Source organism: Stenotrophomonas sp. FW305-3-2-15-E-LB1 (assembly GCF_058787375.1).
The window spans coordinates 1-24,686 of the sequence record NZ_JBYSZR010000040.1; the positions used below are offsets into that span (position 1 = coordinate 1).

General features: G+C 67.4%; 18 protein-coding genes and 1 riboswitch. Of the genes, 7 read left to right on the forward strand and 11 right to left on the reverse strand.

Annotated features, from left to right (window positions below; genetic code table 11):
* Window positions 1–179 precede the first annotated feature (179 nt).
* Window positions 180–2,657 (reverse strand): acyl-CoA dehydrogenase, encoded by a 2,478-nt coding sequence (locus tag AC3WL7_RS19925; RefSeq protein ID WP_492752693.1) that lies wholly within the window; start codon window positions 2,655–2,657, stop codon window positions 180–182.
* Window positions 2,654–3,571 (reverse strand): alpha/beta fold hydrolase, encoded by a 918-nt coding sequence (locus AC3WL7_RS19930; RefSeq protein ID WP_108747205.1) that lies wholly within the window; start codon window positions 3,569–3,571, stop codon window positions 2,654–2,656. The genes AC3WL7_RS19925 and AC3WL7_RS19930 overlap by 4 nt, the downstream gene beginning before the upstream one ends.
* 141 nt (window positions 3,572–3,712) lie before the next feature.
* Between AC3WL7_RS19930 and AC3WL7_RS19935 the strand changes: the two genes are divergently transcribed.
* On the forward strand, window positions 3,713–4,315 hold the full coding sequence (locus AC3WL7_RS19935; protein ID WP_079222832.1) for a TetR/AcrR family transcriptional regulator: 603 nt from the start codon (window positions 3,713–3,715) through the stop codon (window positions 4,313–4,315).
* Window positions 4,316–4,474: 159 nt separating this feature from the next.
* Here the strand turns inward: AC3WL7_RS19935 and AC3WL7_RS19940 are convergent, their stop codons facing one another.
* The 3 genes from AC3WL7_RS19940 to hslO form a co-directional block, all read right to left on the reverse strand.
* A complete protein-coding gene (locus AC3WL7_RS19940) occupies window positions 4,475–7,426 on the reverse strand; it encodes a TonB-dependent receptor plug domain-containing protein (RefSeq protein ID WP_312739488.1) in 2,952 nt (983 codons plus the stop codon).
* A 379-nt stretch (window positions 7,427–7,805) separates the two neighbouring features.
* Window positions 7,806–8,663, reverse strand: a complete 858-nt coding sequence (locus AC3WL7_RS19945; protein ID WP_079222830.1) for an XOO1806 family protein — start codon at window positions 8,661–8,663, stop codon at window positions 7,806–7,808.
* 119 nt (window positions 8,664–8,782) lie between these two features.
* Complete coding sequence (hslO, locus tag AC3WL7_RS19950; RefSeq protein WP_079222829.1) at window positions 8,783–9,676, reverse strand: Hsp33 family molecular chaperone HslO; 894 nt, start codon at window positions 9,674–9,676, stop codon at window positions 8,783–8,785.
* Between the two features lie 77 nt (window positions 9,677–9,753).
* Here hslO and mtgA point away from each other — a divergent pair, with 77 nt between their 5' ends.
* The 3 genes from mtgA to AC3WL7_RS19965 all read left to right on the forward strand — a co-directional run bounded on the left by mtgA (window position 9,754) and on the right by AC3WL7_RS19965 (window position 12,494).
* Complete coding sequence (gene mtgA / locus AC3WL7_RS19955; protein ID WP_079222828.1) at window positions 9,754–10,509, forward strand: monofunctional biosynthetic peptidoglycan transglycosylase; 756 nt, start codon at window positions 9,754–9,756, stop codon at window positions 10,507–10,509.
* A 574-nt stretch (window positions 10,510–11,083) separates the two neighbouring features.
* Complete coding sequence (locus AC3WL7_RS19960) at window positions 11,084–12,103, forward strand: glycosyltransferase family 2 protein (protein ID WP_492752697.1); 1,020 nt, start codon at window positions 11,084–11,086, stop codon at window positions 12,101–12,103.
* A complete protein-coding gene (locus AC3WL7_RS19965; protein ID WP_079222826.1) occupies window positions 12,063–12,494 on the forward strand; it encodes a CBS domain-containing protein in 432 nt (143 codons plus the stop codon). The genes AC3WL7_RS19960 and AC3WL7_RS19965 overlap by 41 nt, the downstream gene beginning before the upstream one ends.
* 483 nt (window positions 12,495–12,977) lie before the next feature.
* Here the strand turns inward: AC3WL7_RS19965 and AC3WL7_RS19970 are convergent, their stop codons facing one another.
* From AC3WL7_RS19970 to AC3WL7_RS19985, 4 genes are all read right to left on the reverse strand, one after another.
* Complete coding sequence (locus AC3WL7_RS19970) at window positions 12,978–14,951, reverse strand: AsmA family protein (protein WP_492752698.1); 1,974 nt, start codon at window positions 14,949–14,951, stop codon at window positions 12,978–12,980.
* A gap of 82 nt (window positions 14,952–15,033) precedes the next feature.
* Window positions 15,034–15,672 carry a PAQR family membrane homeostasis protein TrhA gene (gene trhA / locus AC3WL7_RS19975; protein ID WP_492752700.1) on the reverse strand — a complete coding sequence of 213 codons (639 nt, stop codon included), beginning with the start codon at window positions 15,670–15,672 and terminating at the stop codon, window positions 15,034–15,036.
* Between the two features lie 111 nt (window positions 15,673–15,783).
* The gene (locus AC3WL7_RS19980; protein WP_492752702.1) at window positions 15,784–17,388 is read right to left on the reverse strand and encodes a peptide chain release factor 3; all 1,605 of its coding nucleotides are present in this window, start codon (window positions 17,386–17,388) and stop codon (window positions 15,784–15,786) included.
* A gap of 66 nt (window positions 17,389–17,454) precedes the next feature.
* Window positions 17,455–18,339 (reverse strand): M23 family metallopeptidase, encoded by an 885-nt coding sequence (locus AC3WL7_RS19985; RefSeq protein ID WP_492752703.1) that lies wholly within the window; start codon window positions 18,337–18,339, stop codon window positions 17,455–17,457.
* A 148-nt stretch (window positions 18,340–18,487) separates the two neighbouring features.
* Window positions 18,488–18,606, forward strand: a riboswitch (SAM riboswitch).
* Between the two features lie 77 nt (window positions 18,607–18,683).
* Between AC3WL7_RS19985 and metX the strand changes: the two genes are divergently transcribed.
* Genes metX through AC3WL7_RS20000 form a run of 3 tightly spaced genes read left to right on the forward strand, consistent with a single transcriptional unit; the run spans window position 18,684 to window position 22,011 of the window.
* Window positions 18,684–19,715, forward strand: coding sequence for a homoserine O-succinyltransferase MetX (metX, locus tag AC3WL7_RS19990; protein ID WP_492752705.1), 1,032 nt, complete (start codon window positions 18,684–18,686; stop codon window positions 19,713–19,715).
* Window positions 19,712–20,947, forward strand: coding sequence for an O-succinylhomoserine (thiol)-lyase (locus AC3WL7_RS19995; protein WP_312739775.1), 1,236 nt, complete (start codon window positions 19,712–19,714; stop codon window positions 20,945–20,947). Before metX ends, AC3WL7_RS19995 begins: the two co-directional genes overlap by 4 nt.
* Window positions 20,944–22,011, forward strand: a complete 1,068-nt coding sequence (locus AC3WL7_RS20000) for a homoserine dehydrogenase family protein (RefSeq protein ID WP_200734011.1) — start codon at window positions 20,944–20,946, stop codon at window positions 22,009–22,011. Before AC3WL7_RS19995 ends, AC3WL7_RS20000 begins: the two co-directional genes overlap by 4 nt.
* A gap of 79 nt (window positions 22,012–22,090) precedes the next feature.
* On the opposite strand, the gene AC3WL7_RS20005 is transcribed toward AC3WL7_RS20000, so the two are convergent.
* Both AC3WL7_RS20005 and AC3WL7_RS20010 read right to left on the reverse strand, forming a co-directional pair.
* Window positions 22,091–23,086, reverse strand: coding sequence for an alpha/beta fold hydrolase (locus tag AC3WL7_RS20005; protein WP_492752709.1), 996 nt, complete (start codon window positions 23,084–23,086; stop codon window positions 22,091–22,093).
* A gap of 184 nt (window positions 23,087–23,270) precedes the next feature.
* The gene (locus AC3WL7_RS20010) at window positions 23,271–24,653 is read right to left on the reverse strand and encodes an L-serine ammonia-lyase (RefSeq protein ID WP_010482751.1); all 1,383 of its coding nucleotides are present in this window, start codon (window positions 24,651–24,653) and stop codon (window positions 23,271–23,273) included.
* Window positions 24,654–24,686 lie beyond the last annotated feature (33 nt).

Genomic DNA, 24,686 nt, shown 5'->3' on the forward strand with positions numbered 1-24,686 from the left:
TGCTTGACGGTCCCTCCACCCTGGCTCCTACATACCTCGTGGGAGCCGGGAGGAACATACAAGCTTGCTCGACTGCTTTTTCGGGCTCCAGTCGAGCAAGCTCGACTCTACGGTTGCGGTGCACAAACAAAAACGGCGGGCCGAAGCCCGCCGTTTCCGTATGCGCATGACGCAGGCGATCAGGCTGCCTGCGAATGCGGGTCCTTGTGCTGGCGGTCGTAGTAGCTGGCCGCACGCAGTTCGTGGGTGTCGAAGTCGTCCACGGTGATGGTGTCCAGGGTCAGCGTGCGCAGCTCTTCCAGCAGGCTGCGCTCGTCCTGGGTGATCACGCCTTCGGCCACGGCTTCGTCCAGCTGCGCCTTGAAGTCCAGCGCCTCGATGCCCTTGCTCTTCAGCGCCTTCAGGAACTTGCGCTCCACCGGCTCGGCCATGATCGCCTTGCTCAGGTAGCTGTTGATGCGGCCGCCCGGGTTGTTCTCGCACGGGGTCAGGAACACGCCGCTGGCCAGGCGGTCGCGCGCCTCGTTCGGGGCCATCAGCAGGGCCGCAACGCGCCGGCTCAGGCGGTCGCCCGGGGCTTCGGCACGACGGCCCAGCGGGAAGATCAGCGCCCACATCAGCCAGCCGATCGGACGGATCGGGAAGTTGCGCAGGGCCGCCGACAGCGACTCTTCGATCTTGTGCACGCTGTCATGGAAGGCCCAAGCCAGCAGCGGCTGGTCGGCCTGCGGTGCGCCTTCGTCGTGGTAGCGCTTGAGCATGGCGCTGGTCATGTAGACGTGGCTCAGCACGTCGCCCAAGCGGCCGGACAGCGATTCCTTGAACTTCAGCTTGCCGCCGAGGGTCATCATCGAGATGTCGGCCATCAGCGCCAGGTTGGCCGAGTAACGGTCCAGCTTGCGGAAGTAGCGGCGGGTGTAGGCGTCGCCCGGGGCGGCGCCGAAGCGTGCGCCGGTCAGGCCGAACCAGAACGAACGCACGGCGTTGGAGATGCCATAGCGGATATGGCCGAACAGGCTGCGGTCGAAGTCCTGCAGGCCGGCACGGGTGTCCGGGTCCTGCGCGGCCTTCATTTCCTTCAGCACCCACGGGTGGCAGAGGATCGCACCCTGACCGAAGATCAGCAGGCTGCGGGTCATGATGTTGGCGCCTTCCACGGTGATCGCGATCGGCGCGGCCTGCCAGCTGCGGCCGGCGAAGTTGCGCGGCCCGAGGATGATGCCCTTGCCGCCGATGACGTCCATCATGTCCGAGATCACTTCACGGCTCATGCTGGTGCAGTGGTACTTGGCGATTGCCGACGGCACCGACGGCACGTCGCCACGGTCGACCGCAGCGGCGGTGGCCTGCGACAGCGCACTGATCTTGTAGGCCTTGCCGCCGATGCGGGCCAGCGCTTCTTCCACGCCCTCGAAGCGGCCGACCGACAGGCCGAACTGCTTGCGGATGCGTGCGTAGGCGCCGGTGACGGCAGCGCCGGCCTTGGCACCGCCACTGGCGGTGGAGGGCAGGGTGATCGAGCGGCCCACGGCCAGGCACTCGTTGAGCATGTTCCAGCCCTTGCCGGCCATGGCGGCACCGCCGATCAGCTGGGTCAGCGGGATGAACACATCCTTGCCCTTGATCGGACCGTTCTGGAAGGTCGAGTTCAGCGGGAAGTGGCGACGGCCGATCTCCACGCCGGCGGTATCGCGCGGCAGCAGGCCCAGGGTGATGCCGATGTCGCGGGTTTCGCCGATCAGGCCATCCGGGTCGTACATGCGGAAGGCCAGGCCGATCAGCGAAGCGACCGGGGCCAGGGTGATGTAGCGCTTGTCAAAGGTCAGCTTGACGCCGAGCACCTGCTCGCCGTTCCACTCGCCCTTGCAGACGATGCCGTAGTCGGGAATCGAGGTGGCGTCGGAGCCGGCGAACGGACCGGTCAGGCCGAAGCACGGAACCTCGCGGCCATCGGCCAGGCGCGGCAGGTACTGGTCCTTCTGTTCCTGGGTGCCGTAATGCACCAGCAGTTCACCCGGGCCCAGCGAGTTCGGCACGCCGACGGTGGAGCTGACCACCGAAGACACCGACGCCAGCTTCTGGATGACCTTGTGGTGGGCCAGCGCGGAGAAGCCCAGGCCGCCGTATTCCTTCGGAATGATCATGCCGAAGAACTTGTTCTTCTTGATGAAGGCCCACAGTTCCGGCGGCAGGTCGGCATGGACGTGGGTGATTTCCCAGTCGTTGACCATGGTGCACAGCTCTTCGACCGGGCCATCGATGAAGGCCTGCTCTTCGGCGGTCAGCTGCGGCTTGGGGTAGTTCAGCAGGATGTTCCAGTCCGGATCACCGGTGAACAGCTCGCCTTCGAAACCGACCGAGCCGGTTTCCAGCGCGATGCGCTCGGTCTGCGACAGCGGCGGCAGCACCTTGCGGAACACCTTCATCATCGGGCCGGTCAGCAGCGGCTTGCGGATGAACGGCAGCAGCAGCGGCACGGCGATGACGGCCAGCACGGCCGCAGCGACGATCGTCGCGGTCTGGTTGACGTAGGGCACGAACCAGCAGGCCGCCAGCAGCGCCAGGCTGATCAGCGTCCAGGTCAGCAGGCGCATGCGGTGGTAGGCGACGAACGCGCCTGCCAGCAGCAGGGCGAGGAAGGGAAGAACGATGCTCATGAGCGTGCTCCGGTGACGTGCTCGTTTGTGGCGGACGAAGCTGCGGCATCCACCGCAGGCAACACGTCCAGATAGTCCAACACAGTAGCGGTAAAGGCGTCGTTGTCATCACCGGCGACCATGTGCGTGGCCTGCGGCAACTGTACGTGGCGTGCGTGCGGCGCCAATGCGAGGAATTCGGCGACGGTCTGCGGCGTGACCAGATCGCTGCGGCCACCACTGACCAGCAGCAGCGGGCACTTCACCTGCCGCGCGGCCTCGGCCAGCGCGTCCTGGTGCTGCTCGCTGTCGCGGGCCAGTTCGGCCACCAGGCGCGGATCCCAGTGCCATCGCCAGCGGCCGTGGCCATCCTCGCGCAGCAGCGCACGCAGCGACTGCTCGGATTTGCGCGGGCGGTGCGGCATGTATGCCGAGATGACATCGGCGGCCTGGGCCAGCGAGGCGAAGCCATCGGGATGGGCGGTCATGAAGGCGAGGATGCGCTCGACGCCGGCGGTGTCCCAGCGCGGGGTGATGTCCACCAGCACCATCGCCGAGAACAGGCCGGGCCAGCGCGATTCGGCGAGCAGGCCGAACAGGCCCCCCATCGAGGCGGCCACCAGTACCGGCGGGCGCGGCTGCTCGCCGGCCAGCACGATCAGGTCATCAGCAAACTGTTCACCGTGGTAGGGCAGGTCGGCGGCGTTCCAGTCCGAATCGCCGTGGCCGCGCGCATCGTAGGCCAGCGTCTGCAGGCCGGCGGCGGACAGTGCCCGGGCGGTGGCATTCCACGCGTGGCGGGTCTGGCCGAAGCCATGCGCGAACAGCACGCGGCCGCGGCGACCGTGGTCGCTGGCGGTGGCCGCCAGGCGGGCGCCATGGGCCGCCTCCAGGCGCAGGTCATGGAACGCAGCGGGAGTAGGGGACGTAACCATACTCGCTAGTATGGATGGCTGGTGATGGAAGTCAATACCATGCAGTATGGTGCGCTGCGGAAGGTGCCATCCCCCGTGCCGCGACGGTTTCCGCCGCAACGGCGTACTGCAACGAACCCCGCCGTATGGTTAAATCACCCCATGAATCAACCTGACGCTTCTGCCGGCGAACCGCGTGCCGGCCGCAACAGCCGCCTCAGTGCCGAAGACTGGGCACAGGCGGCCCTCGACCTGATCGCTGAACAAGGTGTGGGCGCCGTCGCGGTGGAGCCGCTGGCGCGCCGCCTGGGCGTGACCAAGGGCAGCTTCTACTGGCACTTCCCCTCGCGCGATGCGCTGCTGCAGGCCGCGCTGGAACGCTGGGAACTGTTCGAACAGGAGCAGGTGTTCGGCAGCCTGGAAGATGTCCCCGATCCGCGCGCGCGCCTGCGCCAGCTGTTCCAGATGGTGGCCCACGAAGTGCAGCCGCACATCATCTACAGCGAGCTGCTGAAGGCGCTGGACCACCCGATGGTGCGGCCGGTGATCGACCGTGTCTCGCAGCGCCGCCTGGATTACCTGGTGGCCTCGTTCCGCCAGGCCGGGCTCAGTTCGACCGATGCACGCCATCGCGCGCGCCTGGCCTATGCGGCCTACGTCGGCTTCCTGCAGCTGTCGCTGCAGCTGCAGCAGCCCAAGCAGGCTCGCGAGGATTTCGAAGCCTACGTCGAGCACCTGATCGAAACGCTGATCCCGAACGGCTGAGTCGGCCGCGCCGGGTACCTGCACGAGGCCGCAGTTCCGCTGCGGCCTTTTTCGTGCCTGCCGTTTCTGCCACGTGTCCTGCGTGGCCGGGGCGCCCCAACAGAAACGGGGCCCCGAAGGGCCCCGTCCTGGTGTTTTACTACGCTTGCCCGGCCTTGATCAGAAGCGCTGGGTGTACTGCATGAACAGGTAACGGTCGTAGTCCAGCATCGGGTCGATCGACGACGAGCTGTTGTTGGTCAGCGAGATGGTGATCGGCGGCTGCTTGTTCCAGATGTTGCGGGCACCGACGGTGACCGAACCATTCCAGGGGGCAGCCCAGGTCAGCGAAACGTCCTGGAAGCTGATCGAACCCTTCTTGTTGGCGCCCACGCCACCGCCCCAACCGTTGTTCGGGGTGCGGTAATCCGGGTCGTTGCACGAGTCATCGTCGTAGCAGAAGTCGCGATAGCCGCCGTAGTAGCGCAGGTTCCAGCTGGCCGACAGGTCGCCCTTGGCCCAGTTGACGCCGAAGGTGGCGCGCACGCGCGGCGAGTTCCAGTAGCCGGCGTACTCATCCCACGGTGCGCCGTTGTCGGACTGCTGGCGCAGCGAGACCAGGTAGTTGCTGTCCAGGCGGAGCGAGAACTGGCCGGCTGCGAACTCCGGCAGGCGGTAGTTGGCGACGAAGTTGTAGCCTTCGGTTTCCAGGGCGCCCAGGTTCGCGTTGCCGCGGCTCAGGGTCACGATCTGGCCGGTGGTGGCATCACGGCTGTAGTTACAGAACGAGGTCACGCCGTTGTAGCACTGGTTCAGCACGTAGGTCGCGCTGACCGCAGTGATCACGTTGGAGATGCTGATCTTGTACCAGTCCAGCGAGAAGTCCAGGCCCTGCACCCAGCGCGGGCTGAAGACCAGGCCCACGGTACGGGTCTTGCTGTATTCCGGCTCGAGGTCGGCGTTGCCGACGCCCGCCTGGAACGGCGCATTGCCCTGGGTTTCACGCGCGGCAACCGGCACGCCAGCGTTGTCGGTCTGGCGGAAGGTCGGTGCCAGGCCTTCGCCGGCGCAGCGGGCAGCCGCAACCGGGTTGGACAGCTGGCCGAAGCGGGCATCGCACGGATCGGTCAGGTCATCGAAGGTCTGCGAGCCGCCACCGAAGGTGTCGTCCAGGGTCGGGGCACGGAAGCCCTTGCCGTAGGTGGCACGGACCAGCAGGTCTTCAACCGGCTTCCAGGTCAGGCTGAACTTGCTGTTGGTGGTGTCGCCGAAACGGTCGTAGTCCGAGTAGCGGGACGCGACGTCGAACGACAGTTCCTTGGCGAACGGAACGTCCTTCAGCAGCGGGATCATCAGCTCCAGGTACACCTCGTCGGTCTTGTACTTGCCGGACGTGGCGCCTGCAGCCAGATCGGTGGTGTAACCGGCGGCCGACAGCTGGTCCGGGTTGTCGTAACCGGACACTTCACGGTGCTCGACGCCTGCCGCGAAGGCGAACTCGCCTGCGTCGCCCGGCATGTCGAACAGACCACCGGTGATGTTGGCGAAGTACTGCTTGCTGACGCTCTGCTGGGTCGCCTGGCCGAGCGTGTTGATGTACTTCAGCGCGTCGGCGGTGGAGGCCGACGGGCCGCCCAGCACGTCGAACGGGGTGCACTGGCCGGCCGACAGGCTGGTGCCCAGCGCGATCGGGTTGGCAGCGGTACCGCACTGGACCACGCCCTGTGCATTGAGGAACGACGGGCCCAGGGCCTTTTCCAGTGCCAGCAGGTTGAGGTTGCCGGTGCTGATCTGGGTGACATCGAACTTGTTGTAGTTGATGCCCGCATCCCAGTTCCAGCCATGGGAGCCCACATCGAACGCGCCTTCCAGGGCGGCATCGAAGTGGTAGCTCTTCACGTCGTTGCGCGAGATGCGCGGGATCTCGATCGTGCGGCGGAACCAGCTGGTGATGTCCTGGCCGACCGGGTTGTAGTAGCTCTGGCCGCTGATGTAGACCGGGTAGGTCGGCTGCGCGTTGGCGCTCATCGGGTAGCCGGCGACCTGGCGCTCGGAGTTGCGCTCGGAGTACATGACCGTGGACTTGAAGGTCACGTAGTCATTGATCTCGAAGCTGCCGGCGGTGAAGATCGACTTCGTTTCGGTCTCCTGCGCCAGCATCATCTGCTGGGTGGAGTTGAAGCGGTCGTCGGTGGTGACGCCGGTGTGGTAGTTGGCCAGGTTGCGCGAATCCGCGCCGACGCCCACGCCATCGTAGGTGCCGCTGTGGTTCAGGACCCACTGGTTCGGGGTCCAGGTGCCGTTGGCGGCATCGACGATGTTGCCGTCGTCATCCAGGTAGTTGCCGGCACCGACGGTGCCTGCCGCGCGCGGGTCATTGAAGCGGCCCCACGGGCCGGTCGCGCTGAGTGCATCCAGCTCGCGACCCGGGCCGTAGGTGGTGCGGGTCAGCGCACGGTCCTTGGAGAAGACCGGCTTTTCCTTGGTGTAGCTGGCGCCGAACAGGATCGAAGCGCGATCGCTGGAGGCACCCATGGTGAAGGAGTAGGCTTCCTTCTCACCGTCGCCACGGCCGTTCTGGCCGATCAGGGCCGAGACTTCCGCGCCTTCGAAATTGGTGCGCAGGATGATGTTGACCACGCCGGCGATGGCGTCGGAGCCGTAGATCGCCGAGGCGCCGTCCTTCAGCACTTCGATGCGCTCGATGAGCGAGGCCGGGATGGTCGACATGTCGGTGAAGCCAGCCAGGCTGGACGTCCAACGCTTGCCGTTGACCAGCACCAGGGTGCGCTGCTCGCCCAGGTTGTACAGGTTGACGTACTGGCCGCCCTGTTCCGGGTTGGAGGTCAGCACGGCGGCCTTGCTGAAGGTCTGGGTGCCGGAGACGGTGAGGTTCTGCAGGATGTCGCCGACGCTGACCAGGCCGGACTTCTTGATGTCCTCGGAGGACACCGTGAAGATCGGCTGGGCGGTTTCGACGTCAACCGAGCGGATGCGCGAACCGGTGACCTGGATGCGATCCAGGTTGGTCGCACCCGAGGTGGCCTCCTGGGCCTGGGCGGTCGCGACGGATGAACCGGCGACCAGCGCGATGACAACCGCATCGCGCAGCTTGTTGGACTTGAAATTCATTGGCTCTCTCTCTCCAAGGAAATCTTGGCTGGGTTATTGCCTGCGTGCGGGGCGAAAAAGGCCGCTCCAAAAAACGCGAGGCTGAATCGATAGTAACGGCGGCTTCCGAAAAATTAAAGCTGCGTTAACAGCGCGCCGGAGCCCTCAATTCAGGCCTACGGAATCTTTTCGATTCAATGACTTGTGGTACATGACTGAGACACAGCCGGGCGCTGAGTATCGTTTTGTCAGGAAAAAAGTTTCTGTTGATATATGTCGTGATGTTTCGCTATGTATCAGGCGGGGCCGGCATCAGCGGCGTCGTTACGCGCGGAAACAAGAAGGGCGCCCCGCAGGCGCCCTCTGTTCCATCCGTCGATGTATCACGCGCTTGGACCGCTTACAGGTCCTGCTCGTAGCGGACGTACGGCACGGTGCCGTCGTCGTTGCTTTCGTTGCGCGGGGAGAACGGATTCTTGCCGCGGCTGATCACGTTCTCGGCGCCGACGGTCAGTTGCCCCGACCACGGGGTACGCCAGGTCAGGCCGATGCCCAGGCCCTCCCACTTGCCCGGCTTGCCGGGAACGTCAACCACGCGGCCGATGATGCTGCCGGTGAAGTTGCCGTAGCCGGCACCCAGGCTCAGGCTCTTGCTGTCCCAACGGTCGACCAGTGCCGGCGATGCATCGGAAATCGGCACCAGGCGCGCCTTGGCGTAGGTACCGGCGATGGAGACGAAGCCTTCGCGGCCGATGTTGCGCTGGGCGAACACGGTCAGGTCGTTCTGCTCGGCGCGCAGGGACGGGGTCTTGTTTGGCGAGGCCAGCCAGGCCGGCAGCGTCTCGCGGCTGGTACCGGCGGTGATGCCCAGGCGGTTGACGCCCCGGTTCAACGCGGCCGTGCCGGTCAGGCGACGGGAGTTCGGGCCGATGCCGTCATCGTCATCGCCGAGGCTGGCCAGCATGCACTGGCTGGCCAGGCCGCTGATGCTGGTGCCGCTGCTGCTGTTGCACAGCAGGCCCAGCGAATCGCCCGAGGACAGGCCGAAGGCGGCGTCCAGCGAGTTGCGGCCGAAGTGCCAGCGGGCACCGGCGGCCTGTTCACCGGTCGGTTCCAGGTACAGCAGGGCCTCGACCTTGCCGCTGCCCTTGTTCCAGACCGGCAGCACGGTGCGGGTGTCCTTGCTCTGCGCATGCGCGCCCGTGATCGCGCCAAGGGCGATCAGCAGGGCCAGCGGTAGACGCAGGAAGGTACGCATCGGACCAGTTCAGACAGGGATGACCAGCGGAAGTTCCCGCTGGGGCGGGAACTCGATCCTAGGGTGTTTATGAAATCTTAACAAGCCTTGATCCTCCCCAGAACACAAGACCTGCTCATTCATTGAAGTCGTTCAGGTGCCGGTACAGTCCCCTCGGCACCGTGGAACAGTATGCCGAACTCCGTCAAAGGAAAGTGATACTCCCGTCCGCAGAATTCGCAGCGCACGTCCACCGAACCGGTGTCTTCGGCGGCCGCGCGGGCCTCTTCCTCACCCAGCGAGACCAGCATCGAGGCCACCCGCTCGTGCGAGCAGGAGCAGCCGAAGGCCAGCGGCCTGCTGCCCATCAGTTCCGGCTTCTCCTCGTGGAACAGGCGGTGCAGCATCTGCTCGGCCGGGGTGGCCAGCAGTTCGGCCTTGCCCAGGGTGTCGAACAGGGCGCTGGCGCGGGCCCAGCCGTCGTCGTCGCCTTCGTCGCCGGGCAGTTTCTGCAGCAGCAGGCCCACGGCGCCGTTGCGGTCGGCGGCCAGCAGCAGGCGGGTCGGCAGCTGCTCGGACTGGCGGAAGTAGTCCTCGAACGCCTCATCCAGCGCCGGCGCGGTCAGTGCCACCAGGCTCTGGTAGCGCTGCGGTTCGCGCGGGTCCAGGCCCGGGTTCTCGATGGTGATCGCCAGCAGGGCGTCGCTGCCCAGGCTGGACAGGTCGCGCGGCGCGTCGGCGCCGTCGGCCAACTGGGCGATGCCGCGCAGGGTGCCGGCGGCGGTGCACTCGGCAAACAGGGTGCGCAGGCCGGTGTTGCTGCGCAGCTGGATGGACAGGCGGCCGTCCACCTTGGTGTGGCCGGTGAACAGGGCCGAGGCCACGCAGGCCTCGCCGAGCAGCTCGGCGGCGTTGTCCGGGTAGACGGCGTGGGACAGGATTTCCTGCCAGGTGGCCTGCAGTTGCACGTGCACGCCACGGACGCCGGCGTCGGGCAGCAGGAAGCGGATCAGGGAATCGGGTTGGGCGGTCATCGGCTCACATCGCGCGTAAACAGGGGCGGTTGCCGGATAATGCGCCGACAACCAGGCATGAGAAGGATGCACCAGTAATGGGGGCAGGGGGAGAGCAGGACAAGGTGGAGGCCGCAGGGGCCGCAGCGACCACGCCGGCGCGCCGACGCTGGCGCTGGAAGCGGTTGCTGTGGCTGCCGGTGCTGTTCGTGGGCTTCAGTTGCCTGCAGGTGCTGGTGCTGCGCTTCATCGACCCGCCGTTGTCCACGGTGATGCTGTGGCGCTACGGCGAAGCGCTGGGCGAGGGTGACTGGTCCTACCGGCTGCATTACCAGTGGCGCGACCTGGACCAGATGGCCCCGAGCCTGCCGATCTCGCTGGTGGCGGCCGAGGACCAGCGCTTCCCCGACCACAACGGTTTCGACCTGCAGGCCATCGAGAAGGCGCGTGACCACAACGCCAAGGGCGGGCGCCTGCGCGGGGCCAGCACGATCAGCCAGCAGGTGGCCAAGAACCTGTTCCTGTGGCAGGGCCGCAGCTGGATCCGCAAGGGCCTGGAGGTCTGGTACACGGTATTGATCGAGGCGTTCTGGCCGAAGGAACGCATTCTGGAGATGTACGCCAACATCGCCGAGTTCGGCGATGGCGTGTACGGCGCACAGGCAGCGGCACGGACGTTCTGGGGCAAGGACGCGGCGCGGCTGGCACCGGGCGAGAGTGCGCGGTTGGCGGCGGTGCTGCCGGCGCCGCGGCGGTACAACGCGGCCAAGCCGGGGCCGTACGTGCAGCGGCGGGCGGCGTGGATACAGCGGCAGGCCCGGCAGCTGGGCGGGGCGGGGTATCTGGAGGAGTGACGGTTGATCGTTTCGCGGCGCCTCGTTTTTCTGTGCTTGGAGCCGGAGCAAGGCGACAGGCAGGACACGCCGTAAACCCGTCCATGGGGGCTCGGTCGGCGCATCCATGCGCCTCACGGTCCTGCCTGCCGCCTTGCTCCGGCTCCGGACAGTTTCCTGCGCGCGCGGAACGAGAGCGGGAATTCAAAATCAAAAGAAGAAGCAGGATCAAAAGCTGTGCCAACCAAGGTTGGCAGCTACCAGGAGCGGATGATCGGTACTGAAATGCACCGCGCTCGCGGGAACCTGTCCAGAGGCGGAGGGCATGGCCGTGCAGGACCGTAGGCGCCATGGGCCCGAGGCATGCCTCGGGCGGGTTGGGCAGGACGCCCAACCCCGGTCTTGCCGAGTGCGCAGGACAGCGCACTCGAGCAAGGCGCCTACGAGCTACATGGACGTATTTACCGCGTGTCCTGCACGGCCATGCCCTCCGCCTCCCCACGCATCCGGAAGGCGCTGCAGTTGCTCTAGATTTGGCCGTCAGCTTTTAGCGGGCCGGCGGGCTGCAAGCCCGCCAGCGACGTACAATCCAGGCATGAGCCGCCAACGCCTGACCTTCGTCATCGCCGCCCATAACGAGGAACTGGCGCTGCCCCAGCTGCACCCGCGCCTGTGCGCGGTGCTCGACGCGCTGGACGATGTCGACGGCCACATCCTGTACGTCGATGACGGCAGCACCGACGCCACCTGGGCAGTGATCGAACACCTGGCCCATCCCGATCCGCGCGTCTCGGCATTGCGGCTGTCGCGCAACTTCGGCAAGGAGGCCGCGCTGACCGCGGGCCTGGACCAGGTGCGCGAAGGGGCGGCGATGATCCTCGATGCCGATGGCCAGGATCCGCCGGAACTGGTGCCGGCCTTCGTCGCGTACTGGAAGCAAGGCTACGACAACGTCTACGGCACGCGCCGGGTGCGCGACGGCGAAAGCTGGAGCAAGCGGACCACGGCGGCCCTGTTCTACCGCGTGATCGGCCGCCTCTCGCGCACGCCGATTCCCGCCGATACCGGCGACTTCCGCCTGCTTTCGGCGCGCGCGCTGAGCGCGCTGCGCGAGATGCGCGAGCGCCATCGCTTCATGAAAGGCCTCTTCAGCTGGGTGGGCTTCCGCCGCGTGGCCGTGCCCTACCACCGCCATGCGCGGCTGGCCGGCAACAGCAAGTTCAGCCTCTGGAACCTGTGGAACTTCGCCCTGGAAGGCATCACCGGATTTTCCACCGTCCCGTTGCGGGCAGCGACCTACCTGGGCCTGGCGACCGCCGCGGCGGCGTTCGTGTTTGGCGTGTGGGTGATCGTCAAGGCCGCCCTGTACGGCGACCGTGTGGCGGGCTGGCCGACGATGATGGCGGTGATCCTGTTCCTGGGCGGCGTGCAGCTGATCGCCCTGGGGCTGATCGGGGAGTACCTGGGCCGCCTGTACGAGGAGTCCAAGCAGCGGCCGCTGTACTTGGTTGACGCGTGGCTAGCACCTTCCGTGGCAGACTCGGGCCTGCAACCCACCCTGGGAGGGCAGGCAGATGACGTCGGTACGGCAACTGTTGGACGGCAAGTCCCCTGAAGTGCATGCGGTCGCGCCCGGCGCGGCGGTGATCGATGCGATCCGGCTGATGGCGCAGAAGGGCATTGGTGCGGTGTTGGTGATGGACGGGCCGCGACTGGTCGGGATCCTGTCTGAGCGCGATTACGCGCGCAAGATCGTGCTGCACGATCGTTCCTCGCGCGATACGGCGGTGTCCGAAATCATGACGGCGAAGGTGGTGACGGTGTCGCCGGGCGAGCAGGTGGAGCACTGCCTGCAGCTGGTGACCGACTACCGCATCCGTCACCTGCCGGTGGTGGAGGGCGGATCGGTGCTGGGGGTGATTTCGATCGGCGACCTGGTGAAGGCGGTGATCGACGCGCAGCGGCGGGAGTTGGACCAGCTTCAGCAGTACATCGTGGCGGGGTGAGTTTTTCGCTGGCGGGCTTGCAGCCCGCCGGCCCGCTGAAAGCTGACGGCCAAATCTAGAGCAACTGCAGCGCCTTCCTGATGCGTGGGGAGGCGGAGGGCATGGCCGTGCAGGACACGCCGTAAACCCATCCATGGGGGCTCGATGGCGCCATCCATGGCGCCAACGGTCCTGCACGGCCATGCCCTCCGCCTCCAGACACGTTCCCGCGAGCGCGGTGCATGCACTCGCAGCCCCCGCTTCTGGTAGCTGCCAACCTTGGTTGGCACAGCTTTTGATTTGGCTTTTTGCTCTTTTCTTTTGAATTCCCGCTCTCGTTCCGCGCGCGCAGGAAACTGTAAGGAGGCGGAGGGCTATCGCAGGCAGGACCGTAGGCGCCATGGATGGCGCCTACGAGCTACATGGACGTATTTACCGCGTGTCCTGCCTGCGATAGCCCTCCGCCTCATCCCATGAACCGGAAGGCGCCGCGAACAAACGCTTCTACTTCGCGTACTGCCCACCGCAGTTGGCATCCTTGCCCGGCCCCGTTTCGATCGTGGCCAGCAGCGCTGCCGGCGGGGCGATCGTCCCCAGGGCCAGCGCAACCGCACCGCGCAGGCCCAGGGCCTTGAAGTCCGGGCGGAACGAGGGATCCTTGAACGTGCCGCCGATGCGCAGCGGTGAACGCAGTACCAGGATGCTCTTGTCCTTCGGCCGCGGCTTCAGCAGCAGGTCCATCTGCTCATCGCGCAGGCTCACGGTGCCTTCGCCGATGATGATGGTGTCGGTGGTGTCCACCGCCAGCGCGCGGCTGGTCATCAGGCCGTCGCGTACGCCGAAATCGGCGAAGGCGCAGCGCAGGGGAATCTGCCGGTCACCGGTGAACAGGAATTTCAGCGACTCGGTGATGTCCAGCCCAGCCAGTTCCATCACCAGGTTGCCGACATGGCCGCGGCCCATCGCCACGCCGACATCGCCGCTGCTGCTGCCGAGCATCGCGGCGATGGAGTTGCCGCGGCCGGCCAGGTCGATCTGGCCGCTGATGCCACCCTTGGCCTGTTCGGCCAGCTTCGCGTCCGGGAACAACTGGCCCAGCTGCACGCCGCGCACGCTGGCCTTCAGGGCCGTGGCAATCTGCGGCTGGCGCGCGTCCATGCGGATGGTGCTGCGGATGTCACCGCCGGCGACGCCGAAGTTGAGCGGGTCCAGGCGCAGCACGCCATCGTCCAGCAGCAGGTGCGCGTCCATGTCGTCCAGCGGCAGCGACGGCGCATTGATGCGGTGGGCCTTCCAGCGCACGTCGGCATCCATCGCGCGCAGCTTGCCCAGGTTGTACGGCGTGTCCGGCAGCACGCGCGGGCTGGCGGCAACCTGGGCGGCCTGCGCCTTCTGTTCGGCGTTGGCGGTCTCGCCGCCGCCGGTCTTCGGCGGGGCACCGACGAAGCCGGCGAGGTCGTCGAAATCGAGCCGGCGCGATTCAAGGGTGGCGGTCAGGCGCGGACGCTCACGGCCCACTTCGAACTGCAGGGTGCCGCCCAGGTCGCTGTCGCCGACCTTGCCGGTGAACCCTTCGTAACGCCACACGTTGTGGTCGCGCTTGAGCCGGCCATCGAGCGCATACGGCGGCGAGGGCGGTATGGCGATGCCGAGCAGCGGGTAGAGGTCGGCCAGGTCCTGGCCACTCAGCGCGAACTGAAGGTCGAACACCTGCAGCGCGAACGGGTTGGTCAGCGTGCCGGTTGCCACGGCGTGGGTGCCGCCGGCGCGACCGTCCAGGTGGATGCGGAACGGATGCTCGCTGTCGGTCAGCTGCAGCGGCGATTCAGTGCCGCCACTGAGGGTGAACGGATTGCCCTGCCAGCGTCCCTGGCCTTTCACCAGCAGAGGGGGCGCGGCGTCGGCCTGTTTTGCTTCGCCACTGCGCACGCCGACACGGATGTCGGTGCGGCCCAGCGCGTCGAGGAACTGCAGGCGCCCGTCGTCGATGCGCAGACCCTTCAGTTGCAGCGAGCTCTTGCCATCGCTGACGGGCAGGAAATCCCAATTGCCGGGCTCGCCCTTGCGCGGGGAGGTTTCCAGCAGGACGTCGGGCCGGGTCAGGCGCACTTCGGGCAACTGGATGCTGCCGCGCAGCAGCGGCCAGACCCGGATGTCGATTTCCACGCGATCGGCGTTGGCCATGTTGGCCTGCTTGGACCACGTGGCATTGGCAAAGGTGATCGCATCGGCGCGGATGGTGCTGGTACGGCCGAGGTCGACGTCCAGGTGGCCGATGTGCAGGGCGCGCCCGGTACGGGCCTGGACCGCGCGTTCCACCGGGCCCTTGAACCAGTTCCAGTCCCACAGTGCGATGAGGATCAGCAGTGCGGCCAGCAGGAACACCAGCACGGCCAGCCAGCGCTGGCCACGCGGGCCGGGGCGGCGGAGGCGCCAGCGCGACGTGCGCGGCGCAGCAGGGGCAGGGGCAGCATTCACGCTGCCATGGTTGCCCCATCCGGGTGGACGGGGCGCGAAGCGCTCATGTGCATGGCGTGCACATTGGCGCCGAACGGCCGCGCTACAGCACCTGCATGGTCACCGCAACAAAGTGGCAGACGCTGCCGCCGATCACGAACAGGTGCCAGATCGCGTGCGAATAGGGGATCGATTCGCGGTGGTAGAAGTAGGTGCCCAGCGTGTAGGACAGGCCGCCGGCGAACAGCCAGGCCAGCGTGCCGCCGTCGATAGAAGCCCACATCGGCTTGATCGCCACGATCACCAGCCAGCCCATGGCGATGTAGATGCCGGTGGAGAGGGCCTTGAAACGGCCGGTATAGAACAGCTTGAACACCACGCCGCCCAAGGCCAGGGCCCAGATGGCGGTGAACAGGCCCCAGCCCCACGGCCCGCGCAGGCCGATCAGGGTGAATGGCGTGTAGGTACCGGCAATCAGCACGTAGATCGCGCAGTGGTCGAAGACCTTCAGGCGGCCCTTCGCCTTAGGGTGCTGGATGGCGTGGTACAGCGTGGAAGCGGTGTACAGCAGCAGCAGGGCGATACCGAACACGATGGCGCTGGCAAGCTGCCAGCCGTCGCCGTAGATGGCGGCCAGGGTGATCAGTACGGCGCTGGCGGCCAGCGCGAACACGGCGCCGAGCCCGTGGGTCAGGGCGCTGGCGATTTCTTCACGGATGGAAGCAACAGTCGTGGAGGACATGGCAGGGACGGATTTCGCGGGGAGGGGGACCCGCAGCCCCCCTATCATCGCCGCGATGGCGGGCGCGTGCACCCCCGCCACCGTATGGTCGATGAATCGGCGCCCCTTGCGTCAGCCCGCCGGGACGGTATGCGCCGCTTCGCGGGTGGCCGAGAAGCGCACGTCCGGCGCGCGTTCCTGGGCCAGCTGCAGGTTTACCCGGGTCGGCGCCAGGTAGACCAGGTGGCCGGCCGCATCCAGGGCCAGGTTCAGCGCGTTCTTTTCGCGGAACTCTTCCAGCTTCTTCTCGTTGCTGCAGTGGACCCAGCGCGCGGTGGTCACGCTGACCTGCTCGAAGGTGGCTTCCACGCCGTACTCGTCCTTCAGGCGGTAGGCGGCCACGTCGAACTGCAGCACACCCACCGCGCCCAGGATCAGGTCGTTGCTGGTGAGCGGGCGGAAGAACTGGGTCGCGCCTTCTTCCGACAGCTGGGCCAGGCCCTTCTGCAGCTGCTTGAGCTTGAGCGGATCGCGCAGGCGCGCACGGCGGAACAGCTCCGGGGCGAAGTTGGGAATACCGGTGAAGGTGACTGCCTCGCCTTCGGTGAAGGTATCGCCGATGGAGATGGTGCCGTGGTTGTGGATGCCGATCACATCGCCCGGCCACGCCTCGGCGGCGATCTCGCGGTCGCTGGCCATGAAGGTCAGCGCGTTGGCCAGCTTCATGTCCTTGCCGGTGCGAACGTGGAAGGTCTTCATGCCGGCGCTGAAACGGCCCGAGCAGACGCGCATGAAGGCGACGCGGTCACGGTGCTGCGGGTCCATGTTGGCCTGGATCTTGAACACGAAGCCGGTCAGCTTGTTCTCTTCCGGGGCGATCTCGCGGCCGGTGGTGGAGCGTGCCTGCGGCGACGGCGCATGCTCGACGAAGAAGTCCAGCAGCGGCTGCACGCCGAAGTTGTTCACGCCCGAACCGAAGAACACCGGGGTCTGCTTGCCGGCGCGGTAGGCATCCAGGTCGAACGGGTGGCTGGCGCCCTGCACCAGTTCCAGTTCATCGCGCAGTTCGGCCAGCATCTGTGCACCGATCTTCTCGGCCAGGCCGGGCGCATCGATGGACGGGAAGATGGTCGAATCCTGGCGGGTGAAATTGCGGCCCGGTTCGTACAGGTGCACTTCGCCGGTCAGCAGGTGCACCACGCCCTTCAGGCGCTGGCCCATGCCGATCGGCCAGGTGACCGGCGCGCACTGGATGCCCAGCACGGTCTCCACTTCATCCAGCAGCTCGATCGGGTCCTTGCCCTCGCGGTCGAGCTTGTTGATGAAGGTCATGATCGGGGTGTCGCGCAGGCGGCACACTTCCATCAGCTTGATGGTGCGTTCTTCGACGCCCTTGGCCACGTCGATCACCATCAGCGCCGAGTCCACCGCGGTCAGCACGCGGTAGGTGTCCTCGCCGAAGTCGGCGTGGCCGGGGGTGTCGAGCAGGTTGACGATCTTGCCTTCGTACGGGAACTGCATCACCGAGGAGGTGACGGAGATGCCGCGCTCTTTTTCCAGCGCCATCCAGTCGGACGTCGCGTGGCGGGCGGCCTTGCGGCCCTTCACCGAACCGGCCATCTGGATCGCGCCTCCGAACAGCAGCAGCTTTTCGGTCAGCGTGGTCTTGCCGGCGTCAGGGTGGGAAATGATGGCGAAGGTGCGGCGACGCGACGCTTCGTTGGCGACTTCGGACATGGCAGTGGCGCCCGCCCGGGGCGCTTTTCAAAGAGATAAGCGCCCGATTATACCGGCCGGGGCCGGTCAGCGCCCGGTGCCGCCGTCGGCCTCGCCCTGGCGGGCGAACTGCAGCTGGCCCTGCGCGGTGAAAATACGCACCGGCACCGAGCGCAGGCCCATGCCGCGGTTGACCTGGACCACGAAGTGCAGGTGCGGCGCGGTGCTGTAGCCACTGTTGCCGGACAACCCGATCGGCTGCCCGGCCTGCACCGCCTGGCCGGGACGCACGCGCATGCCGCCCGCCTGCAGGTGGCCGTACAGCGCCATGCTGCCGTCGCTGTGCAGGATGCGGATGAAATTGGCACGGCCGGCATCGCGCTCGCGGTCCTGGCCGTTGGCCTTGAAGCCATCCTGCACCTGCATCACCGTGCCCTCGCGCGCAGCCATCACCAGGGTGGCCTCGGGCAGGGCGAAATCCACCGCGTCGCGGTTCTCTTCGTCCTGGTGGCTGAAGCGTCCGTTCGGGGCCTGGTCCACGCGCAGCCGTGGCGCCTGGAAGGGCAGCCTGTAGGCTACGTCCTCGGCCCGTGCGGCGGGGTTGCCCGGCACCGACTGCAGGCGCACCTCCAGGCTGCGGCCATCGGCCGGGGCCGGCAGGTGGCCAACCACCAGGCTGCCACCGCCCTGTACCAGCGAACGCAGCGGCAGGCCGTCGATGGCGCCGCCGGGCGCCGGCCGCAGCTCGATCTGCACCGGGCCTGCCAACGGGTTGTCGATGCGCGCCTGCCATTGCCCGCCCATCGCCTGCAGCTGCAGCCGGGTGGTCGGCGCGGCCTGCGGGGCATCGTTGCCGGCCGCGGCCGCACCTGCCTTCGCCACCAGTCCCCAGCCCTGGCGCCAGTCGCTGGCGTGGACGGTTGCGCTGGCCAGCAGGCACAGCAGCAGGCAGGGAAGGGGCAGGCGGGGCATCGACGGATCCAGCGGAAAGGGCGCTGGCGACTGTAGCGGATCCTGAACGCGGGGACCGGTCGCAGTTCCCGGAATGGCGGTTCATTTATTCCATCGCTTTATCCGCATGAAGGGATTGACATGCCCGGAAAGGGCTGGCATCGTGGCTCCACCATCGAGACCGGCAGAGGGACAGGCCCTTTGAAGCCGGGGCAGCCCGCAGGCGCGAAAGCGTCTGCGTAGGTGCCAAATCCTGCGGGGACCGTGGCGTCCACCGAAAGATGGTTCGAACCATGCACCGCACGTGCATCTCGAACGCGAGCCCTGCGAAGGCTCGATGGCCGATTTCCCACACGGATCCCGCCATGAGCTTCGCCCCCAGCACCGCCGCCCGCCCCGAATCCTTTGTCCCTGTCAGCGTGCCGGTCGATGACCGCGTGCACGCCGAGCGCGGCGAGTTCGCTGCCGTGCTGTCGATGCGCCACGCCGGGGCCAGCCCGGTGCGCCTGCGCTACGAGTGGGTGGGGCCGGCCAACGCGCCGGTGGTGGTGCTGGCCGGTGGCATTTCCGCCCACCGCCATGTCGCCTCCAATGCACAGTTCAGCGAGAAGGGCTGGGCCGAGCGCCTGGTCGGCAGCGGCCGCGCGCTGGATCCGCAGCAGCTGCGCGTGCTGGCCTTCGATTTCATCGGTGCCGACGGTGCGCTGGACGTGCCGATCGACACCGCCGACCAGGCCGATGCGCTGGCGCTGCTGCTCGATCATCTCGGCATCGGCGTGCTGAAGGCCTTCGTCGGCTACTCCTATGGCGCGCTGGTCGGCCAGCAGTTCGCAATCCGCCACCGCCGCCGCGTGCGCCAGCTGGTCCTGGCCAGCGGTGCGCACCGCCCGCATCCGTATGCCGCCGCCTGGCGCGCCCTGCAGCGCCGCGCTGTTGCGCTGGGCCAGCTGCAGTGTGGCGAGGACCATGGCCTGGCGCTGGCCCGCCAGTTCGCCATGCTCAGCTACCGCACCCCGGAAGAATTCGGCGAGCGCTTCGATGCGGCGCCGGAAGTGGTCAACGGCCGCGTGCGCGTGGCCGCCGAAGACTACCTCGATGCCGCCGGTGCGCAGTACGTCGCGCGCACGCCGGTGACCGCCTACCTGCGCCTGTCCGAATCGATCGACCTGCACCGCGTGGACCCCGCCGCCATCCTGCTGCCCACCGTGGTGGTGGCGGTGGAGGGTGACCGCCTGGTGCCGCTGGCCGACCTGGTCGGCCTGGTCGAAGGGCTGGGCCCGCGCGGCAGCCTGCGCGTGCTGCGCTCGCCCTACGGCCACGACGCCTTCCTCAAAGAAACCGATCGCATCGACGCGATCCTCGCTACCGCCTTCCGTACCTCTGGAGAGTCCGCATGAGCCTGTACGCCAACGAGCCGTCCTGTAGCCGCACCACTGCCGCTGTCCGCGCCGGCATCGACCGCGACACCGCCCACGGTGCGGTCACCCCGCCGATCGTGCTGTCGTCGAACTTCAGTTTCGATGGCTTCGGCAACAAGCGGCAGTACGACTACACGCGCAGCGGCAACCCGACCCGCGACCTGCTGGGCGAAGCACTGGCCGAACTGGAAGGCGGCGCTGGCGGCGTCATCACCGCCACCGGCATGGGCGCCATCAACCTGGTACTGAACGCACTGCTGCAGCCGGGCGATACCCTGGTGGTGCCGCACGATGCCTACGGCGGCAGTTGGCGCCTGTTCAATGCACTGGCCAAGAAGGGCCACTTCACCCTGGTCACCGCCGACCTGACCGACCCGCGTGCGCTGGCACAGGCGCTGGCCAGCCAGCCGAAGCTGGTGCTGGTGGAAACGCCGTCCAACCCGCTGCTGCGCATCACCGACCTGCGCTTCGTCATCGATGCCGCGCACAAGGCCGGTGCGCTTGTCGTGGTGGACAACACCTTCCTGTCGCCGGCCCTGCAGCAGCCGCTGTCGTTCGGTGCCGACGTGGTGCTGCATTCGACCACCAAGTACATCAACGGCCACAGTGACGTGGTCGGCGGCGCGGTGATCGCGCGCGACCCGGCGGTGCACGAGCAGCTGGTGTGGTGGGGCAACGCGCTGGGCCTGACCGGTTCGCCGTTCGATGCCTTCCTGACCCTGCGCGGCCTGCGCACGCTGGATGCACGCCTGCGCGCGCACCAGGAGAACACCGCCTCGATCGTGGCACTGCTGGATGCGCATCCGGCCGTGGCACGCGTCTACTACCCCGGCCTGGCCGACCATCCCGGCCACGCCATCGCCGCGCGCCAGCAGAGCGGTTTCGGCGCCATGCTCTCCTTCGAGCTGGCGGCCTGCGAAGGTGAGGATCCGCATGCCGCGGTGCGCGCCTTTGTCGATGGCCTGCGCTACTTCACCCTGGCCGAATCGCTGGGCGGCGTTGAAAGCCTGGTCGCGCACCCGGCCACCATGACCCATGCGGCGATGACCGCCGAGGCACGTGCCGCCGCCGGCATCAGCGAAGGCCTGCTGCGCCTGTCGGTGGGCATCGAAGCCGAGCGTGACCTGCTGGCCGATCTCGACGCCGCGCTGCAGCGCGCCGAAGCGGTGATCGGCGCTGCAGTACGTCGCAAACAGGTGGTGGATGCATGAGCGCGCTGGCCGCTGACATTCCCGCGCTCGGCGGTGGCCGCCTGGCCCTGCTCGGCACCGGCACGGTGGGCACGGCGTTCGTGCAGCGCTACCAGGCATTGCAGGCACGTGGGCTGGACCTGCCCAGCGTGCAGTGGCTGGCCAACTCGCGCACGGCGCTGGCGATCGACCGTGACCTCGCGCTGCCGCTGGAACTGGCGCGGCGCGCCCCGCGCGATGGGCAGAGCTCGCCGCCGTGGGCCAGCACCGAGGGCCTGGAACGCGGTGACGTGGTGGTGGATGCCACCGCCAGCGAGGACGTGGCCGCACGCCACGTGCAGTGGCTGGCCCGCGGCGTGCACGTGGTGACGGCCAACAAGCTGGGCCGCGGCGCGCAGCTGGCACGCGCACAGGCCATCGCCGAAAGCTGTGCCGACAGCGGTGCGCGCTACGGTGACAGCGCCACGGTGGGTGCCGGCCTGCCGTTGTTGAGCAGCCTGCGCGCGCTGGTGGCCGGCGGTGACCACATCCATGCCATCGAAGGCGTGCTGTCCGGGTCGCTGGCCTGGCTGTTCCATCGCTACGACGGCCGTTCGCCGTTCTCGGTGGCAGTGCGCGAAGCGCTGGAGGCCGGTTACACCGAGCCCGATCCGCGCGTGGACCTGTCCGGCGAGGATGTGCGGCGCAAGCTGTTGATCCTGGCCCGCAGCAGCGGGCTGGCGCTGGATGCGGCGCAGGTGCAGGTGGATTCACTGGTGCCGGCGGCGCTGGCGGCATTGCCGCTGGGTGAGGCGCTGGCCGCGCTGGAGCAGCTGGATGCGCCGCTGCAGGCGCGTTGGCAGCAGGCGCACGCACAGGGCCGCGTGCTGCGCTTCGTCGGCCGTGTCGATGCCGAGGGGGCGCAGGTTGGACTGCGCGAACTGCCGGCCGATCATCCACTGGCGCAGGGTGCGGGCACCGACAACCGCGTGGCCATCCACAGCGACCGCTATCGCCAGCAGCCGCTGCTGATCCAGGGCCCGGGTGCGGGTGCGGAAGTGACCGCCGCAGCACTGTTGGATGATGTGCTGCGCATTGCCGGTTGACGGCCTGCTGCTGCGCTCGCCGGGCATGGCCCGGCGCTACCCTCCATGTCCGCCGGACCTGGCCCGGCGGATCGGTATTTCAACGGGTCTTCAACACCCTCAACAGCGCGGCGTTGAACTGCTTGGGATCCTGCACCTGCGGCGAATGCCCCAGCGCGGCGAATTCGACCAGGGTCGCGTTGGGAATGGCAGCGGCCGCCGCCTTGCCCAGCGCAGGGTAGTCACCCAGCGTAGCCTTCAGCTCGGGTGAGGCGCGGTCGCGGCCGATCGCGGTGCGGTCCTTCTGGCCGATGAATAACGCGGTCGGCACCTGCAGGTGCTTCAGCTCGTAGACCACGGGCTGGTTGAACACCATGTCCGAGGTCAGCGCCTGGCTCCAGGCCACCGCCTGCTTGCCGGCCCCTTCGTACATGCCCGACTGCATGCGCGCCCACTGTTCGTAGGCGGGCTTCCAGTGGCCGTCGTAGTACACGTCCAGCTGGTAGCGGCGGATGCTGTCATAGCTGGTTTTCAGTTCGCCGGCATACCACTCATCGACGCTGCGCCACGGCACGCCCAGTGCCTTCCAGTCTTCCAGGCCGATCGGATTGACCAGCGACAGGCTGCGCAGGTCCTGCGGGTACATCAGCGCGTAGCGGATGGCGAGCATGCCGCCCATCGAATGGCCGACCACGTGCACCGGCTGGTCGCCCAGCTGCAGCTGCTGCAGCAGCGCATGGGTGTTGGCGGCCAGCTGGCCGAACGAATACTGGTAACGCTCGGGCTTGCTGGCCTTGCAGAAGCCGATCTGGTCCGGAGCGATCACCCGGTAACCGGCGGCCACCAGCGGTGCGATGGTCTGCTGCCAGGTGGCCGCGCAGAAGTTCTTGCCGTGCAGCAGCACCACCACGCCGACCGCCTTCCGTTTCGGGGTGACGTCCAGGTAGGTCATTTCCAGCGGCTGGCCCTGCGATTGCAGGGCGAAGGTCTTCACCGGGTAGCCGTAATCGAAGCCTTCCAGGCGCGGGCCGTAGGTTGGCGCAGCCAGCGCGGAAAGGGGCAGGCAGGCAAGCAGGGCGGCAGCGATCACGCGCATGGGACAGTCCGGGGCAGGGGAGCCCCGAGCCTAACCGGAACACCGTGACGGTGTCGCCCCGTGAGGTAGAGTCGACCGTTGGTCGACTACCCTCGAACAACGCGCGGAATTCCCGCGCTGCGCGCGATAGTCGACTGACAGTCGACTCTACCGAGGGCCCGAACCCAGCCCGCGGCGCTACCCCTCAGCACTCGATGACGTTCACCGCCAGGCCACCACGGCTGGTTTCCTTGTACTTGTCCTGCATGTCGCGGCCGGTATCGCGCATGGTCTTGATGACCTTGTCCAGCGAGACCTTGTGCTTGCCGTCGCCACGCATGGCCATGCGCGAGGCATTGATCGCCTTCACCGCACCCATTGCATTGCGCTCGATGCACGGGATCTGCACCAGCCCGCCGATCGGGTCGCAGGTCAGCCCCAGGTTGTGCTCCATGCCGATTTCCGCGGCGTTCTCGATCTGGCTGGGGTTGCCGCCCAACGCTGCGACCAGGCCGCCGGCGGCCATCGAACAGGCCACGCCCACTTCGCCCTGGCAGCCGACTTCGGCGCCGGAAATCGAGGCGTTTTCCTTGTACAGGATGCCGATCGCCGCCGAGGTCAGCAGGAAGTCGAACACGCGCTGTTCGTTCGCGCCCGGGCAGAAGCGGTCGAAGTAGTGCAGCACCGCCGGCAGTACGCCGGCCGCGCCGTTGGTCGGCGCGGTGACCACGCGGCCACCGGCAGCGTTCTCCTCGTTCACCGCCAGTGCGTACAGGTTGACCCAGTCCAGCGTGGTCAGCGGGTCGCGCATCGCCGCTTCGGGCTTGGACGACAGCTCGCGGTACAGCGCCGGTGCACGACGGCCGACCTTCAGGCCGCCCGGCAACACGCCTTCCTCGCGGATGCCGCGCGCCACGCACGACTGCATCGCGCTCCAGATCTCGCGCAGCTGGGCGCGGATCTCGTCCTCGCTGCGCCAGCACTTTTCGTTCTCGAACATCAGCTGGGCGATGCTCAGGCCACTGCGCGCGGTCTGCGCCAGCAGTTCATCGCCGCTCTTGAACGGGTAGGGCAGCGGGGTTTCATCGGGCACGATGCGGTCATCGGCCGCATCGTCCTGGTTGACCACGAAGCCGCCACCGACCGAGTAGTAATCGCGGGTGGCGATCACTTCGTCTTCGGCGTTGTAGGCGGTGAAGCGCATGCCGTTGGTGTGGTACGGCAGCTTCTGGCGCTTGTTCATGCCGAGGTCGCGCTTCTCGTCGAAGGCGATCTCGTGCTGGCCCATCAGCTGGATGCGCTTGCTGCTGCGGATGCGTTCCAGGGTGGCCGGGATGATGTCCGGGTCGATCAGGTTCGGGCGCTGACCCTCAAGGCCGAGCAGGATGGCCTTGTCGGTACCGTGGCCGCGGCCGGTCAGGGCCAGCGAACCGTAGACGTCGGCGCGGATGCGCGCCACTTCATGCAGCCGGCCCGGATCGAGCAGCCAGCGGTGGATGAAGCGCTCGGCGGCCTTCATCGGCCCGACGGTGTGCGAGGAGCTCGGGCCAATGCCGATCTTGAAAACGTCGAACGTGCTGACAGCCATGGTTGCCGTACTGCGGGTACCGGAAGAGATCGC